Below are 16,163 nucleotides of genomic sequence, written 5' to 3' on the forward strand. Positions count from 1 at the left end.
CCGCTCAGGCGAAGTTCCCCGCCCTACACCGTGGGCGGGCCGCTCAGGCGAAGCTCCCCGCCCTGCACCGTGGGCGGGCCGCTCAGGCGAAGTTCCCCGCCCTACACCGTGGGCGGGCCGCTCAGGCGAAGCTCCTCGCCCTCCGCCGCCGTCAGGACGCTGTCGAGGAGCCCGGGAAAGAGCGCGTCCAGGTCGTCCCGTCGCAGGGCGTTGAGCTTGGCGGTGCCGCGGTAGATCTGCTGGATGACGCCGCTCTCGCGCAGCACCCGGAAGTGGTGCGTCGTCGTGGACTTGGTCACCGGGAGGTCGAAGCGGGAGCAGCTCAGCTCCACCCCCTCACGGGCCATGTCGCGCACGATCCGCAGCCTGACCGCGTCCGACAGCGCGTGCAGCACACCCTCCAGGCGGATCTCGTCCCGCGTGGGGTGGTCGAGGACCCGGGGGTTGGTCGCGGTCGTCACGGCGGCTCCTCTTCGTCGGGGGTACGCGCTCATTGTACGAGGGACCTCGTAGTTTGACAGATGCCGTACTACGACGAGTATCGTACGAGCATCCCGTCAGGCCCCCTGAAACGGAGTCGCCATGAGCGCCGCCCTGTTCGAGCCCTACACCCTTCGGTCGCTGACCGTCCCCAACCGTGTGTGGATGGCGCCGATGTGCCAGTACTCGGCGGACGCGTCCGGCCCGAACGCGGGCGTCGCGAACGACTGGCACTTCGCGCACTACGCCTCCCGCGCCACCGGCGGCACCGGTCTCATCCTGGTGGAGGCGACGGCCGTCACCCCCGAGGGCCGGATCAGCCCGGCCGACCTCGGCATCTGGAACGACACCCAGGCCGCGGCACTGGGCAGGATCGCCCGCTTCCTCAAGGAGCACGGCACCGTCCCCGGCATCCAGATCGGTCACGCCGGGCGCAAGGCCTCCACCAACCCGCCCTGGGTGGGCCGCGGCCCGGTCGGCGAGGACGGCCACGGCTGGCAGCCGGCGGGACCGAGCCCCCTCGCCTTCGCCGAGGGTCACCCCGTGCCGACCGAGCTCACCACCGAGAGGATCGAGGAGATCGTCGGGCAGTTCGCCGACGCGGCCCGCCGCGCCCTCACCGCCGGGTTCGAGGTCATCGAGGTGCACGGCGCCCACGGCTACCTCATCGGCGAGTTCCTCTCCCCTCACAGCAACCGCCGCACGGACGCCTACGGCGGCTCCTTCGAGAACCGCACCCGCCTGGCCCTGGAAGTGGTCGACGCCGTACGGGCCGTGTGGCCCGAGGAGCTGCCGGTCTTCTTCCGGATCTCGGCCACGGACTGGCTCGGTGAGCAGGGGTGGACGGTGGACGAGACCGTCCGCTTCGCCGCCCTGCTGCGCGAGCACGGCGTGGACCTCCTCGACGTGTCCAGCGGCGGCAACGGCGGCCCCGCCGACATCCCGGTCGGCCCCGGCTACCAGGTGCCCTTCGCCGCCCGCGTGAAGGCCGAGACCGGGCTTCCGGTCGCCGCCGTGGGCCTGATCACGGACAGCGGGCAGGCCGAGAAGATCGTCGCCAACGGGGAGGCGGACGCCGTCCTGCTCGGCCGCGAGCTGCTGCGGGACGCGTCCTGGGCCCGCCGGGCGGCACGCGAGCTGGGCGCCGAGACGCACGCGCCGAGCCCCTACGCCTGGGCGATCTGAGGCGGCGGCGGGCCGCGCGGGGCACGCTCCGCCCGGCCCGCCCCGCCCCCGCGGGCATGACGCGGAACACGCCTCCGACCTGGGAGGACGCCTCTTCGGAGGGCCACTGTCAGTGGTCGGGTGCAGACTGGCCCGTATCCGCGACAACGGCGTCCTGGAGGTATCGGCCATGCCCGAGGCAGTACTCACCGTAGGCACCCGCAAGGGCCTGTTCATCGGCCGCAGGCGCGCGGGCCGGTGGGAGTTCGACGACCCCCACTTCAACGCGCAGGCGGTCTATTCGATCGGCATCGACACCCGCCGCGGCGCGCCTCGGCTGCTCGTGGGCGGTGTGAGCGATCACTGGGGCCCGTCGGTGTTCCACTCCGACGACTTCGGGGCGACCTGGACCGAACCGCCCACGCCGGCGGTGAAGTTCCCCCAGGACACCGGCGCTTCGCTGGAGCGGGTCTGGCAGTTGCACCCCGCCCCGGCCCACTCGCCGGACGTGGTCTACGCCGGGACGGAGCCCGCCGCGCTGTTCAAGTCCGTCGACGGCGGCGCTTCGTTCGAGCTGGTGCGACCCCTGTGGGAGCACCCGACGCGCTCCCGCTGGGAGCCGGGCGGCGGCGGCGAGGCCGTGCACACCATCGTCACCGACCGGCGGGACCCCGACTCCGTGACGGTCGCGGTGTCGGCCGCCGGAGTCTTCCGCACCCGGGACGGCGGCGCGAGCTGGGCGCCTTCCAACCACGGCGTCTCGGCGGTCTTCCTGCCCGATCCGAATCCGGAGTTCGGCCAGTGCGTGCACAAGATCGCGCAGGACGCCGGCGACCTGGACCGGCTGTATCTGCAGAACCACTGGGGTGTCTACCGCAGCGACGACGCGGGCGGGAAGTGGACGGACATCGGAGGCGGACTCCCGTCCGACTTCGGCTTCACCGTCGCCGCCCACCCCCACCGCCCCGACGTGGCCTATGTGTTCCCCATCAACGCCGACAGCGACCGCGTGCCGGCGGAGCGCCGCTGCCGGGTCTACCGCACCAGCGACGCCGGCGGCAGCTGGGAACCGCTGACGAACGGACTTCCGCAGGGCGACCACTACGGCACCGTGCTGCGGGACGCGATGTGCACGGACGGCGGTGACCCCGCGGGCGTCTACTTCGGGAACCGCAACGGCGAGGTGTACGGCAGCGCGGACGACGGCGACAGCTGGGAGCTGCTGGCGGAGCACCTGCCGGACGTGCTGTGCGTACGGGCGGCGGTGATCGACTGAGGGCGGCGGACCGTCGGCGACGACGGACGGCGACCGAGGCACCGAGGCACCGAGGCGGACGGTGACCGGCACGGGTGATGACCGTCCGGGACCTGACGGTCCGGGGGACGATCCCGTACGGGCGCGGGGCGCTGCGCCAGTAGAGTGACGGCCGTGGCAGCACGACCGTTGAATGAGATCGTCGAACCGGGGTGGGCGCACGCGCTCGCGCCCGTGGCCGAACGCGTCGCCGCTATGGGCGACTTCCTGCGACAGGAGATCGCCGCCGGGCGCACCTACCTCCCCTCCGGGGCCAACGTCCTCCGGGCGTTCCAGCAGCCGTTCGACGAGGTGAGGGTCCTCATCGTCGGTCAGGACCCCTACCCCACCCCGGGGCACGCCGTGGGGCTGAGCTTCTCGGTGGCCCCGGACGTGCGGCCGCTGCCGCCCAGCCTGGAGAACATCTTCCGCGAGCTGAACACCGACCTGGGGATCGACCGCCCGTCGAACGGCGATCTGACCCCCTGGACCCGGCAGGGAGTGCTGCTGCTCAACCGCGCGCTCACCACGGCTCCGCGCAAGCCGGGCGCGCACCGGGACAAGGGCTGGGAGGCGGTGACGGAGCAGGCCATCAGGGCGCTGGCCGCCCGGGGAAAGCCGCTGGTGTCCGTGCTGTGGGGACGGGACGCGCGCAATCTGCGACCGCTCCTCGGCGATCTTCCGGCCATCGAGTCCTCGCACCCTTCCCCGATGTCGGCGGACCGCGGCTTCTTCGGCTCCCGGCCGTTCAGCCGCACCAACGAACTGCTCCTGCGCCAGGGGGCGCAGGAGGTCGACTGGCGGCTCCCGTGACCGTCCGGCGGCCCGGATGACGGCCGGCGACTGGGTCCTGGGGGTCGACTCGGGAGGCTCGGGGCTGAGGATCGCCCTGGCCCGCGCCGGGGACGGCCGCGTGGTGGAGAATGTCTCCTCACGCGAGCCGGTGCCGACCGGACCGCGCGGGATCGAGGCCGCCGCCCTCCTCCGGCAGCTGCTGCCCGCCGCCGAGGCGATGCGTCGGCGGGCCGCAACCGTCGGCCCTCCGGCCGCCGTGGCGATCGGGGCCGCCGGGATGGCGACCCTCGGGGACGACGTGCGCGCGGTGCTGCCCGGCGCCCTGGAGCAGGCACTCGGGGTGCGGAGGCTGGCGCTGGCGGCCGACGCCGTCACCGCCTACGCCGGCGCGCTCGGGCAGCGGCCCGGGGCGGTCGTCGCGGGCGGCACGGGAGCGATCGCGCTCGGCACCGACCTGACCACCTGGCGCAGGGCCGACGGCTGGGGTCACCTGCTGGGCGACTGCGGCAGCGGCGCGTGGATCGGCCGGGCCGGTCTCGAGGCGGCGATGCGGGCACACGACGGCCGGCGCGGGGGCTCCGACGCGCTGCTGGCCAGAGCGGAGGAGCGGTTCGGTCCGGCCGACGGGCTGCCCGGCGCGCTCTATCCGCGGACCGACCGGGCCGCCGTACTGGCCTCCTTCGCGCCCGACGTGGCGCGGTGCGCCGCCGAAGGCGATCCGGTGGCGGCGGACGTCCTCGCCCGCGCCGCCGCGCACATCGCCGAGGCGGCGGCCGCCGTCTGCCCCGACGGCGAGGGGTGCGATGTCGCGCTGACGGGCGGGCTGTTCAGGCTGGGCGACCCCCTGCTCGTGCCCCTGGCCAAGGCGCTCGCGGACCGACTTCCGCACGCGCGTGCCGTGTCCGCCGCCGGCGATCCGCTCACCGGCGCCGTCACGATCGCCTCGGCCCTCGCCTCCGGGTCGCTGCGGCTGCCGCGCGACCCCCGGTTGCTGGAGGTTCGGCCTTCCGGGACCTCCGGCGGATTGCGGCCGGACGCGACGTAAAGAGCGGTTCGGACATACAGGGGCAGATGACGCTCGACCGCACCTCACCGAACTGCGCGGCGGGCAAAACCAGTAGCATGCGGGCGCATGAGCTCCCCCACTGGGCCTGCTTCCGGCCTGCCTGTACGAATGCCGCGACCCCGCCAGACCGGACGGCACCGTCGCCCCGAACCCGCGGCGGCGCCCGAGGGCGCTCCCGCACTCGTCCTCGCCGTCCCCGGCACCCCGTCGGCCGCCATACGCTCGCTGGCCGACGAGGTCGTGAGCATCGCCCGCTCCGAGCTGCCCGGCCTGGAGGCCGCGATCGGCTACCTGGACGGTGACGACGACGAGTACCCCACCCTGGCCACCGTCCTGGCCCGCGCCGCCACGCTGCGCACCGAGCGGTACCAGCTGGCCCTGGCCGCCGGCCGCGAGGCCAGCGCCCCGGAGGGCCCTGCCGCCATCGTGGTCCCGCTCCTCGCCGGCCCCGACAGCGCCCTGATGCGCCAGATCCGCCAGGCCGTCATGGACAGCGGCAACCTGGCCGAGCTGACCGACGTCCTCGGCCCGCACCCGCTGCTCGCCGAGGCCCTGCACGTGCGCCTGTCGGAGGCCGGTCTGGCCCGCGCCGACCGCGCCCGCCTGTTCACGGTCGCCACGGCCGCCGACGGCATCGTCCTCGCCACGGTCGGCGGCGAGGAGGCGGTCCAGGCCGCCGGCATCACGGGCATGCTGCTGGCGGCGCGCCTGGCCGTCCCCGTCATCGCCGCCGCGCTGGACCAGGAGGGTTCCATCACCGCGGTCGCCGAGCAGCTCCGCGGCTCCGGCTCCGAGCAGCTGGCCCTCGCGCCGTACCTGATCGGCCCCGAGCTGGCCGACGGCCTGCTCGACGCAGCCGCGAAGGAGGCGGGCTGCGCCGCCGCCGAGCCCCTCGGCGCGTACCCGGCCATCGGCAAGCTGGTGCTCTCGCAGTACACCGCCGTGCTGGGCATCGCCCCGCAGCAGCCGCAGGGCGCCCCTGCCCTCTGACCCCGCGCGGCGACGCGGGCACGGGCCCAGAAGCGTACGGGAGGGTCCGCACCGGCACATGTGTGCCGGTGCGGACCCTCCCGTGCGTCGTACGGCGGCCCGGCGGACAGGTGGCCGCGCCGTCCGCCGGCCGGCGGGGTTCAGCCGAAGGTCACGCAGGTGGCCGCCGGGGCCTCGACGGCGCCGGCCCGGTGGGGTACGCCGGTCCCCCGGTCGATGTCGAACCAGGTGACGTCGCCGGAACGCTCGTTGGCCGCGTACAGGCGCCGGCCCGTGGGGTCGAGGGCCAGGTCGCGGGGCCAGTGCCCCCCGCAGGGGACGGTGGTGACGAGCGCGGCCTTCTCGCCGCTCTCGTCGAGGGCGAGGACGGCGAGGGAGTCGTCGCCGCGCACGGCGGCCCAGACGAAGCGGCCGTCGGGTGCCACGACGACCGCGGAGGGGTAGCTCGGCCGGGTGGCGTCCTCGGGCAGGACGGGCGTCTCGCCGAGCGGGAGGAGCACTCCGGCCGCGGCGTCCCAGCGGCACACGGTCAGGGTCGGTTCGAGTTCGTTCAGGACGTAGGCGTGCGTGCCGGCCGGGTGGAAGGCCAGGTGGCGGGGTCCGGTGCCGGGGCGCAGTGCGGTCTCGCCGTGGAGCCGCAGAGCGCCCGTCGTGGCGTCCACGGCGTAGACGCGGACGGAGTCGGTGCCGAGGTCCACGGCGGTCACCCACCGGCCGCTGGGGTCCGGCAGCACCTGGTGGGCGTGCGGGGCGCTCTGGCGGTCGGTGACGGGACCGAGGCCCTCGTGGCGGGCGAGGCCGACGGCGGCGTGGGGCGGTCCGTCCTCGGACAGCGCCAGGACGCTGACGCTGCCGGAGGAGTAGTTGGCCGTGAGGAGGTGCCCGGAGGCGACACAGAGGTGCGTCGGCCCCGCGCCGCCGACGGGCACGGGGGCGCCGAGGGGGCGGGGCGCGGCTCCGGTGACGTCGAAGGCGGCCGCGGCCCCCTCGTCGGTCTCCGAGACGGCGTAGAGGGTCCCCCCGGCGAGGGTGAGGTACGACGGGTCGGTGACGGCGTCACTCGCGCCGGTGATGTGCAGGGCCCCCGTTTGGGTGTCCACGTCGGCCGCGAGGACGCCGCGGCCCCCAGCGGAGGTGAAGGACCCGACGTAGGCCCGCACGCGCCCCTGCGCCCGTTCGTGTGCCCCGCCATGTCCCTGACCAGCCTCGGTGCTGCCCTGTCCCGCGTCCGCGTCGCGCACGGCGCCTCCCCTCTCCGCCGGCCGGTCACGGTTGGCCGGCCCTCGTCCCGGCCGACGGTAGCAGCGGTCTAGACCAAGCGGGATCGCCGGGCGAAGGCTTCAGGCCGCTCGGGGGCCGGGGCCCGTCCCGTGCGGGCGCCTGCCGGCCGGGCGAGGGACGCCGGGCCGGGCCGGCCGGCGGTCAGGCCGCAGGGATCAGCGGGGCGCCCGGGGCGGTGCGGAGGGGGGTCGCGAGGTCGACGAGGGCGCGTTCCAGGCTGTGGAGGTGGCCGAGGGCCGCTTCGGCTCCGGGGTGGTGGGGAGGCAGTGCGGCGGCGGTGGCGGCGGTGCTGTCCCGGTCCGCCGGACGGGCGGGTGGGACGAGGGCGTGGACGGCCGCCTCGACCCGCCAGGACGCGGCGGCCAGGCGGGCGTCGTGCGAGGCGTCGGGGTCGGCGGCGACCGCCGCGAGCCCCTTGATCTCGCGGGCGCAGTCGTCCAGCAGGGCGAGCACCCGGCGGGCCCGGGCCTTGCGGGCGCGCAGCGGGCTGAGCGGATGGACCAGCGGGGCGAGCGAGAGGCGCACCCGGCCGAGCAGCAGTTCCAGTTCGGCGGCGTGGGGTGCCGGGTCGGCGTGCGGATCGCCCGCGAGGCGTCGCGCGGCCGCGGTCGTGCAGGCGTGCACACAGGTGACGGCCCGCTCGATCCACGCGTTGGTGGCCGCGTGGGTGGTGACGGGGAGCAGGGCGACGCCGACGGCGGCGCCGAGCGCCCCCACGGCTGTCTCCTCGAAGCGGAGCAGCAGGAGGCCGGGGTGCAGCACGCCGAGCAGGCCGTACAGCAGGCCCGCCATGACGGTGACGAAGAACATCATCCAGCTGTACGAGAGCGGGGCGGTGTAGAAGATGCCGAAGACGCAGACGGCGACGAGGGCGGCGGTCGGGGCGGGCGCGCCGGCCAGCGGGATCGCGACGAGGAGTCCGGCGGCGATGCCGGTGACCGTGCCCACGACCCGGCGGAAGCCGCGGACCAGGGTCTCGCCGCGCGAGGCGGTGTTGACGAAGATCCACCAGGCGGTGCCGACGGCCCAGTACCACCGCTCGTGCGAGATGAGCTGTCCGGCGGCGAGCGCGACGGCGCAGGCGACGGTGGCCTGGAAGGCCTGTCGCGTGGTGGGCCGGGCCAGTCCCGTTCCCGGGAGCGGGGCGGGGGCGGCGGGCGGCGGGACGCGCCGCTCGATGCACCAGGCCACGTGGCGGAGCGCGCCGCAGACCACGAGGGCGAGGCCGACGGCCGTGTACAGCTCCGGCAGCTGCGCGGGCAGCGCGTGCAGGAACTGGGTGACGAAGAACATCATGAACGCGAAGATCCCGAGCGCGTGGCCGCGCGGGCCCCAGCGGCGCGCGTACACCCCGGCGAAGACGACCAGGAGCCAGGCGGTGTCGCGCAGGAGCGGCGTCCCGTGCAGGGCGGTGGCCAGCGCGAGGACGGGGAAGCCGACGGCGGGCAGCAGGGCGGTGGTGACGGCTTGGCGCCGGACGGTGGGATCGCCGACGGTGAAGAGCGCGAGCAGCGCGGCGAGGCCGCCGGTGAGGGAGGCCGTGAGGGAGAGACCGGCAAGCTCGGCCGCGGTGACCGAGAGCGCGACGCCGAGCACGGCGCGCGTGGAGACGCGCAGCCGCACGCGGCCCGGGTCCGGGGCCACGAACATCTGCCGGGCGAGCCGGCGGACGAGCCCTCGGCTCTTCTTCACGACGGTGATCCCGCCCCCGCTGTGGTCCAACGCACCCTCTTCGCGTGATCTCGTGCCCCGGCCTGCTTGTGGCGGCCGCCGGACATGGGAAAGGCGCCGCGGGTCCGGTACCGGCCGCGTCGCCGGACCGGCGCGTGCGCGGCGCCGTCTCTACGTTCTCACCCGAGGAAAACACCTGATCACCCACTGGCTCAACTCGGCGCCGCACCACTGTGCCATTGGTACAGTCTTCGCGGGTAGATCGAGGCCAGAAGGAGGCCAACGGACCATGGCGGTGGACGAGCTCGACACACGCATCCTGCGACTGCTGATGGAGAGGCCGCGCACGAGCGTGCGCGAGTACGCGCGGATCCTGGGGGTGGCGCGGGGCACCGTGCAGGCGCGGATCGACCGGCTGGAGCGGGACGGCGTGATCATGGGGACCGGCCCCTTCCTCTCCCCCGCCGCGCTCGGCCATCCCGTCCTCGCCTTCGTCCACATCGAGGTGACCCAGGGGCACCTCGACGAGGTGGGCGACGCGCTCGCGGCCGTTCCGGAGATCGTGGAGGCGTTCTCGATCACCGGCGGCGGGGATCTGCTGACACGGGTGGTGGCCCGGGACAACGGTCACCTGGAGGACGTCATCCAGCGGCTGATCCGGCTGCCGGGGGTGGTCCGCACCCGTACGGAGATGGCGTTGCGCGAACGCGTCCCGCACCGGCTGCTCCCCCTGGTGGAGTCGGTGGGCCGGGCGACGGCCCGCGGCGACCGGGGCGGAGCGGACCCCGGCACCGCCTGATCTCCGTCCGCGCGAGGGCCGGGGGCCGGAAGGAGTCAGCAGGGACTCGATGGGGTCGGCCTGGCACGCGGAGGGCTCAGTAGACGTCGCGGACGTACCGCTTCTCGGCCGCGAGCTGCTTGACGTACGCGGCGGCGGCCTCCTCGCCGAGGCCGCCGTGCGCGACGGCGATGTCGCGCAGTGCCCGGTCGACGTCCTTGGCCATCCGGCCGGCGTCGCCGCAGACATAGAAGTGGGCGCCGGAGCGCAGCCACGACCACAGCTGCGGGCCGTGCTCCCGCATCCGGTCCTGGACGTAGACCTTGGCGCGCTGGTCGCGGGAGAAGGCGGTGTCCAGGCGGTCCAGGGTGCCGTCGGCGAGCAGGGCGGTGAGCTCCTCCTCGTAGTAGAAGTCGGTGGCGCGGTGCTGTTCGCCGAAGAACAGCCAGTTCGGTGCCCGGTGGCCGAGGGCCCGGCGCTCTTCGAGGAACCCGATGAAGGGGGCCACGCCCGTGCCGGGGCCGACCATCACCATCGGGGTCGCGGGGTCCGCCGGGGGCCGGAAGTGCGGGGCGGCGCGGACGAAGACCGGGACCGTGGCGACGTGGGCCGCGTCGGCGAGGAACGGCGAGCAGACGCCCTTGCGGGGGTGGCCGCGGCGGTTGTCGTAGCGGACGACGGAGACGGTGAGCGAGACCCGGTGCGGGTCGGTCAGCGGGCTGGAGGAGATCGAGTACAGACGGGGCTGGAGGCGCCCGAGCACCTCGGCCCACTCCTGCGCGCCGGCCCGGACGGGGTGCTCGGCGATCACGTCGACGGCCTGGCGGCCCCAGGACCACTGGGCGAGCCCGTCCTTGTTGTCGGGGCGGAGCAGGCGCTTCAGGTCCCGGTCCCCGCTCCGTTCGGTGACGAACCCGAGGAGCGCGGGGGTGAGCCGGGTGATGTCGAGGTGGCGGTGCAGGGCCTCCCCGAGGGGGACGGCGTCCAGGCCGGGCAGTTCGACGGGCGCGTCGGCGTCCAGGCCGGTCACGGCCAGCCATTCGGCCACGAGTCCGGGGCAGTTCACGGGCTGTACGCCGAGGGCGTCGCCGGTCTCGTAGAGGAGCGGGGTCCCGCTCAGGCTCGTGTCGAAGGTGAAACGCCTGACCTCCTTGGCCGCTCCCGGCAGGCTCAGCAGCCGGTTGCCCCGGAGCCGGGCCGGGACGGGGGCGGGCTTGGGGCGCGCGGCCCGGGGCGGTGCGGGTGCGGCGTCGGGCCCGGCTCCGGTCCCGGTGGGCGCCTGCGGCCCGCCGGTGGGGCCGGTCAGGCCGGTGAGGACCCGGTCCAGCCAGACGTGGGCGGAGGGTTCGAAATCCGGTTCGCAGTCGGTACGGGGGGCCAGGCGCACGGCCCCCAGCTCGTCCAGGCGCCGGTCCAGGCGTCGCCCGTGGCCGCAGAAGTCGGCGTAGGAGGAGTCCCCGAGGGCGAGCACCGCGTACCGCCGGCCGTCGAGGCGCGGGACGTCGGGAGCGGTGAGCGCGTCCCAGAACCCCGAGCCGTTGTCGGGCGCGTCCCCGTCCCCGAAGGTGCTGGTGATCAGCAGGAGGTCGGCCGCGGGCGGCAGGGTCCGGGGGTCGGTCTCGTCCATGCCGGCGAGAGCGGCCCGGTGTCCGGCCGCCGTGAGGCGCTCGGCGGCGGCCGCGGCGAACTCCTCGGCGTTGCCGGTCTGCGAGGCCCACAGCACGACGACCTCGCGGACCGCCGCCCGCGGCGACGCGTCCGCGCCGCTCGCCTCCCCTGCCGGGGTCCGGGAGTAGAGGCCGGCGAGGACGCCGTTCACCCAGCGGGCGTGCTCCTCGCCGAACGGCGCCCCGGGGGGAAGGACGGGCACGCCCGGCGCGCCCGAGTCCAGGCCGGCGAGGAAGCCGACGAGGTACTGCCGTTCCTGTTCGGACAGGACGGGCGGCGGGGTGGGAACGAGACCGAAGGCGGCGGCGGGGCCGGCCGGAAGGACGGCGCTGGGGAGCAGGGGGCCTGCAGCGGAGGGGACGGCGCTCGGGATCACGGTCCGCGGTCCGTCCGGGGCCACGCCGTCCGTCCCGGGACGGCTTTCCGTACGGCTTCCGTCGGGGGTCCCGGTGAGGCTCCCGGCGGGCGTCCCGGCGGCCGGGAACGGCCGGTCCGTCGCGGAGGCCGGGAACGGCCGGTCCGTCGCGGAGACGGCGGCCTTGGCGAGGGCCACGGCGCAGACCTTCAGCTCGGGCTGGAAGGACAGCGGATCGACCGCGTCGTTGGTGACGGCGTTGACGCTCAGGTCGGGGCCGAAAAGGTCGTTCCAGTGGAACGGGGCGAAGCAACAGCCCGGCGCGACCCGGTCCGTGAGGACCGCGGGCAGGACGGCCCTGCCGCGGCGCGAGGTGATCGCGACCCGGTCGCCTTCCGTGATGCCGAGCCGTTCGGCGTCGTCGGGGTGCAGTTCGACGAAGGGCGCGGGGTTGAGCTTGTTGAGCTTGGCGACCCGGCCGGTTTTCGTGAGGGTGTGCCACTGGTGCTGGAGGCGACCGGTGTTGAGCACGAAGGGGTGCTCGTCGTCGGGCATCTCGGCCGCGTCGATGTGCGGACGCGGGTGGAAGACGGCCCGGCCGCTCGCCGTGGGGAAGACCGGACCGGAGCCGGGGGCGTCGACGTACCGGATGGGGTTGCGCGCGGGACCCCCCGGGGCGGCGGGCCACTGGACGGAGCCGGCACGCAGGCGTTCGTAGGTCACCCCGCCGAGGTCGTAGCCGGTCTGCGGGTTCCCGGCGCGCTTGATCTCCTCGAAGACCTCCTCGGCGCTGTCGTAGGCGAACGCCTTCTCGTGTCCCATGGCCTGGGCGACGCGGGCGATGATCCGCCAGTCGGCCAGGGCTTCACCGGGCGGGTCGGCGGCCGCCTGGGCGAGGGTGAGGTTGCGTTCGCTGTTGATCAGTACGCCGTCGGTCTCGGTCCACAGGGCGGCGGGCAGGACGATGTCGGCGTAGGCGTTGGTCTCGGTGTCGGCGAACGCGTCCTGGGCGATGACCAGTTGGGCGGCGCGCAGCCCCTCGACCACGGTGCGGCGGTTGGCGACGGAGGCGACGGGGTTGGTGCAGATGATCCAGCACGCCTTGATCTCGCCGTCGGCCATCCGCCGGAACAGGTCGACCGTGCCGCGGCCGAAGCCGTCCTCGCGCAGCGTTCCCGGAGCGAGGTCCCACAGCTCCTCGGTGAAGGCCCGGTCCTCGGCCACCAGGGCCGACCGCTGACCGGGCAGGCCGGGGCCCATGTAGCCCATCTCGCGCCCTCCCATGGCGTTGGGCTGGCCGGTCAGCGAGAAGGGGCCCGAGCCGGGGCGGCAGATCGCGCCGGTGGCGAGGTGGAGGTTGACGAGGGCGTTGGTGTTCCAGGTGCCGTGGGTGGACTGGTTGAGGCCCATGGTCCAGCAGCTGGTCCATTCGGCGGCCGCGCCGATCCACGCGGCGGCGGTACGGATGTCCTGCTCGGGTATGCCGGTGATCCCGGCGACGACGGCGGGCGGGTAGTCGGCGAGGAAGGCGGGCATCGCGTCCCAGCCTTCGGTGTGGGCGGCGATGAAGCCGGGGTCGGTGTGCCCGTTCTCGTGCAGCAGGTGGAGCAGTCCGTTGAGCAGGGCGAGGTCCGTGCCGGGCCGGATGCGCAGGAAGAGGTCCGCCTTGTCGGCGGTGGCGGTGCGCCGGGGGTCGACGACGATCAGCCTGGCGCCGGCCTTGACGCGTTCCATCATGCGCAGGAAGAGGATGGGGTGGCAGTCGGCCATGTTGGAGCCGATGACGAGGAAGACGTCGGCTCTCTCGAAGTCGTCGTAGGAGCCGGGGGGCCCGTCGGCGCCGAGGGACAGCTTGTAGCCGGTGCCCGCGCTCGCCATGCACAGCCGCGAGTTGGACTCGATGTGCGGGGTGCCGAGGAAGCCCTTGGCGAGCTTGTTGGCGAGATACTGCGCCTCCAGGCTCATCTGGCCGGAGACGTACAGCGCGACGGCGTCGGGGCCGTGTTCCTCGACGATCTCCCGCAGCCGGCGGGCGGTGTCGGCCAGGGCTTCGTTGGTGCCGACGGGGACGGGCCGGCTCTCGCGGTCCGCGCGGACGAGTGCGGTGGTCAGCCGTCCCGGGGCGGACAGCACGTCGGCGGTGGTGGCGCCCTTGGTGCAGAGCCGTCCGGCGTTGGCGGGATGGTCCTTGTCGCCCGTCGCCTTGAGGACCGTACGACGGCCGTCCGGCCCGCGGCCTATGTCGAGGAGCATGCCGCAGCCGACACCGCAGTAGGAGCAGACCGTCCGTACCTGCTCGGCGCCTCGCCGCGGAGTCCGCCTGTCCTGCGTCGTCACCGGGGCGCCTCTCTGTGGAACCGTTCGGACCCCGACGGTACGGAAAAGCCGTTACATCCGTGTCAACCGGGCGGCTCATGATCCGTAACGCGCGTCACACAGGGTGGGGCGGCGGCGTGTGAGGGCCGACGGCAGAAGCGCCCGGCGCCGGAAGGCGGGGTCCGGATGCGCGGGCACGGGGCGATGTGCGCGCGGGGGCGTCGAGGCCCGGACATGCAGTCCCCGGCGGTCCGTCACCGCGCCGCGGGGCCTCGACCGTCGCCGAGGGCCGGGAGCGCGGGAGGAGCTGCCGGGGGCCTGGCCAGAGCCAGCGAGTGGGTCACGCGGGACGGTGAACGTCTTCGCCGTCGAGTGCGGCTCGCTCTGGTTTTCTGGTGTATTGGTGATTTTCCTCCCTTTTCGGCAGACGTCAAGGGCCGAGGGGAGCGCCATCGCATGCGGGACGCGAGAGGGGTGCGGAAGCCGGCGAGCGTGACCGCCCGACGGGAGGCGGACCGGACCCGCGCCTTCACGAGTCCGCAGGACCCGCGGTACGCCCCGCCCCCGCCGTACGCGCGGGATCGCCCTGCCCGACGAGGAGTCGCACCGGATCCGGCAGACGGCGCCGCTCCACCGGCTCCCCGGCATCCCGCCGGTCCCCTCGCCCCTCACGCCGCGCTTCGACCGTTCCAGGAGCGCGCGGTGACGCCCCGCGGATGCAGGGAGTCGATCCGGAAGTCGTGAGCATGGCACCGGTCCGCACCGGCCAGATGCGGGTGGCCAGGCGCCAGTTCCGGATGTACGTGTTCGAGGGCGTCCGGATCCGCCCGTGGCCACAGGCACACGGCGGCGACGGCCGCGACGAGGGCGACCCCGGCCAGGACGGCCGCCGACGCGGCCAGGCCGGCCCGGGCGGCCGTCCAGCCGGCGAGGGGGTAGGTCAGCAGCCAGCAGCCATGAGTGAGGGAGAACCGGGCGGCGAACACGGCGGGCAGGTCGGCGGCGCGCGCCGAGCGGCGCAGGAGCCGTCCGGCGGGTGTCGAGACGGCGGAGCCGGCGGCCCCGAGGATCAGCCAGGCGGCCAGCAGGGCGGGCCAGGACCAGGCGGGCGCGCTCGGGTCCGTCCCCGCGCCGGAGAGCGGCTCGGGCGGCGCGGCAGGCGTCAGCCGCGCCAGGACCGGTGCGAGCGCCAGGAGCGTCAGGACGGCGGTCAGGGCGAAGGCCGCGGGCAGCATCAGGGTCCGCTCACGGTGCCGGTCGAGCGCCCGGGGCAGCGCCAGGGCCACCACCATGGAGCCGGCGCCGTACGCGCCGAGGGCGAGGGAGACGTCGCCAGCGGTACGGCCGAGGGTGTCCCGGACCAGGACCACGGTGTCGACGAGGACCATCGCGCCGCCCGCGGCGACGGCGAGGTCGAGCGCGATGAGCGCGCGCAGGCGGGGAGTGGCGAGGACGAGGCGGGTGCCGAAGCCGGCTTTCGCGTAGAGGCCGCCGGTCCGCTCGACGGGCGCGGGCCGCGGGAGCAGGACGGAGAGGACCAGCGCGCCCGAGGCGAGGAAGCCGAGGGCCGTACCGGCGAAGAGCAGGCTGGGGGAGACGAGCGTGAGCAGCGCCGCGGCGAGGAGGGGACTGAACAGGTTCTCCAGGTCGTAGGCGAGGCGCGAGAGCGAGAGGGCACGGGTGTAGTCGCGCTCGTCCGGCAGGACGTCCGGGATCGTCGCCTGGAAGGTGGGGGTGAAGGCGGCGGACGCGGCCTGGAGCAGCAGGATCAGGGCGTAGACCTGCCACACCTGGGTCACGAACGGCAGGGCGAGGGCGGCCGCCGCGCGTATCAGGTCCGCGGAGACGAGCAGCGCCCGCCGGGGTATGCGGTCGGCGAGGGCGCCGACCACGGGGGCGATGCCGATGTACGCGGTCATCTTGAGGGCCAGCGCGGTGCCGAGGACGGCCGAGGCGTCGGAGCCCGCGAGGTCGTAGGCGAGCAGGCTGAGAGCGACGGTCGCGAGGCCGGTGCCGGCCAGCGCGACGATCTGGGCGATGAGGAGATGCCGGTAGGTGCGGTGACGCAGGATCGAGAGCATGGGCCGCCCCCACTCGGACAACGGCGGGACACGAGAGGACACCACCGTAGCCGACGTGTGCACACGTGCGCACATGTTGATTCCTGGACGGCCTCCCTCTCGCGCGACGGGAGCTCGCGCCGCCGCATCGCCAGGGGTCGCGACGCCGGTGCGTCGTCGGGGGCCACGTCAGTCGTCCCGGGCCTCGCCCGTCACCCGACGGCCGGCGTCGTGGGGAGCCACGG

The 16,163-nt window shown here is 74.7% G+C and carries 11 protein-coding genes; 6 read left to right on the forward strand and 5 right to left on the reverse strand.

What is annotated here, in order from left to right; translation table 11 throughout:
* Positions 1 to 101 precede the first annotated feature (101 nt).
* A complete protein-coding gene (locus AB0K65_RS08130) occupies positions 102 to 461 on the reverse strand; it encodes a helix-turn-helix transcriptional regulator (protein ID WP_365714922.1) in 360 nt (119 codons plus the stop codon).
* Between the two features lie 121 nt (positions 462 to 582).
* On the opposite strand from AB0K65_RS08130, the gene AB0K65_RS08135 reads away from it, so the two are divergent.
* The 5 genes from AB0K65_RS08135 (at position 583) to AB0K65_RS08155 (ending at position 5,789) form a co-directional block, all read left to right on the forward strand.
* Positions 583 to 1,665: an NADH:flavin oxidoreductase/NADH oxidase gene (locus AB0K65_RS08135; RefSeq protein WP_365714923.1), complete on the forward strand. Its 1,083-nt coding sequence runs from the start codon at positions 583 to 585 to the stop codon at positions 1,663 to 1,665.
* 169 nt (positions 1,666 to 1,834) lie between these two features.
* A complete protein-coding gene (locus tag AB0K65_RS08140; protein ID WP_365714924.1) occupies positions 1,835 to 2,920 on the forward strand; it encodes an exo-alpha-sialidase in 1,086 nt (361 codons plus the stop codon).
* A 153-nt stretch (positions 2,921 to 3,073) separates the two neighbouring features.
* Positions 3,074 to 3,751, forward strand: coding sequence for a uracil-DNA glycosylase (locus AB0K65_RS08145; protein ID WP_365714925.1), 678 nt, complete (start codon positions 3,074 to 3,076; stop codon positions 3,749 to 3,751).
* A gap of 16 nt (positions 3,752 to 3,767) precedes the next feature.
* Positions 3,768 to 4,778 (forward strand): BadF/BadG/BcrA/BcrD ATPase family protein, encoded by a 1,011-nt coding sequence (locus AB0K65_RS08150; RefSeq protein WP_365714926.1) that lies wholly within the window; start codon positions 3,768 to 3,770, stop codon positions 4,776 to 4,778.
* A gap of 87 nt (positions 4,779 to 4,865) precedes the next feature.
* Positions 4,866 to 5,789 (forward strand): hypothetical protein, encoded by a 924-nt coding sequence (locus AB0K65_RS08155; RefSeq protein ID WP_365714928.1) that lies wholly within the window; start codon positions 4,866 to 4,868, stop codon positions 5,787 to 5,789.
* 140 nt (positions 5,790 to 5,929) lie between these two features.
* Here AB0K65_RS08155 and AB0K65_RS08160 read toward each other — a convergent pair whose 3' ends face one another.
* Positions 5,930 to 6,949, reverse strand: a complete 1,020-nt coding sequence (locus AB0K65_RS08160) for a lactonase family protein (protein WP_365715061.1) — start codon at positions 6,947 to 6,949, stop codon at positions 5,930 to 5,932.
* Positions 6,950 to 7,211: 262 nt separating this feature from the next.
* The gene (locus tag AB0K65_RS08165; RefSeq protein ID WP_365715062.1) at positions 7,212 to 8,720 is read right to left on the reverse strand and encodes an FUSC family protein; all 1,509 of its coding nucleotides are present in this window, start codon (positions 8,718 to 8,720) and stop codon (positions 7,212 to 7,214) included.
* A gap of 310 nt (positions 8,721 to 9,030) precedes the next feature.
* On the opposite strand from AB0K65_RS08165, the gene AB0K65_RS08170 reads away from it, so the two are divergent.
* A complete protein-coding gene (locus tag AB0K65_RS08170) occupies positions 9,031 to 9,540 on the forward strand; it encodes an Lrp/AsnC family transcriptional regulator (protein WP_365714929.1) in 510 nt (169 codons plus the stop codon).
* A gap of 76 nt (positions 9,541 to 9,616) precedes the next feature.
* Here the strand turns inward: AB0K65_RS08170 and AB0K65_RS08175 are convergent, their stop codons facing one another.
* Together AB0K65_RS08175 and AB0K65_RS08180 are read right to left on the reverse strand one after the other, a co-directional pair.
* Positions 9,617 to 13,879, reverse strand: a complete 4,263-nt coding sequence (locus AB0K65_RS08175; protein WP_365714930.1) for a molybdopterin-dependent oxidoreductase — start codon at positions 13,877 to 13,879, stop codon at positions 9,617 to 9,619.
* 647 nt (positions 13,880 to 14,526) lie between these two features.
* Positions 14,527 to 15,939, reverse strand: a complete 1,413-nt coding sequence (locus tag AB0K65_RS08180) for an MFS transporter (RefSeq protein WP_365714931.1) — start codon at positions 15,937 to 15,939, stop codon at positions 14,527 to 14,529.
* Positions 15,940 to 16,163 lie beyond the last annotated feature (224 nt).

Origin of the sequence: Streptomyces sp. NPDC053755 (assembly GCF_040677675.1) — a bacterium.
Taxonomy (GTDB): domain Bacteria; phylum Actinomycetota; class Actinomycetes; order Streptomycetales; family Streptomycetaceae; genus Streptomyces.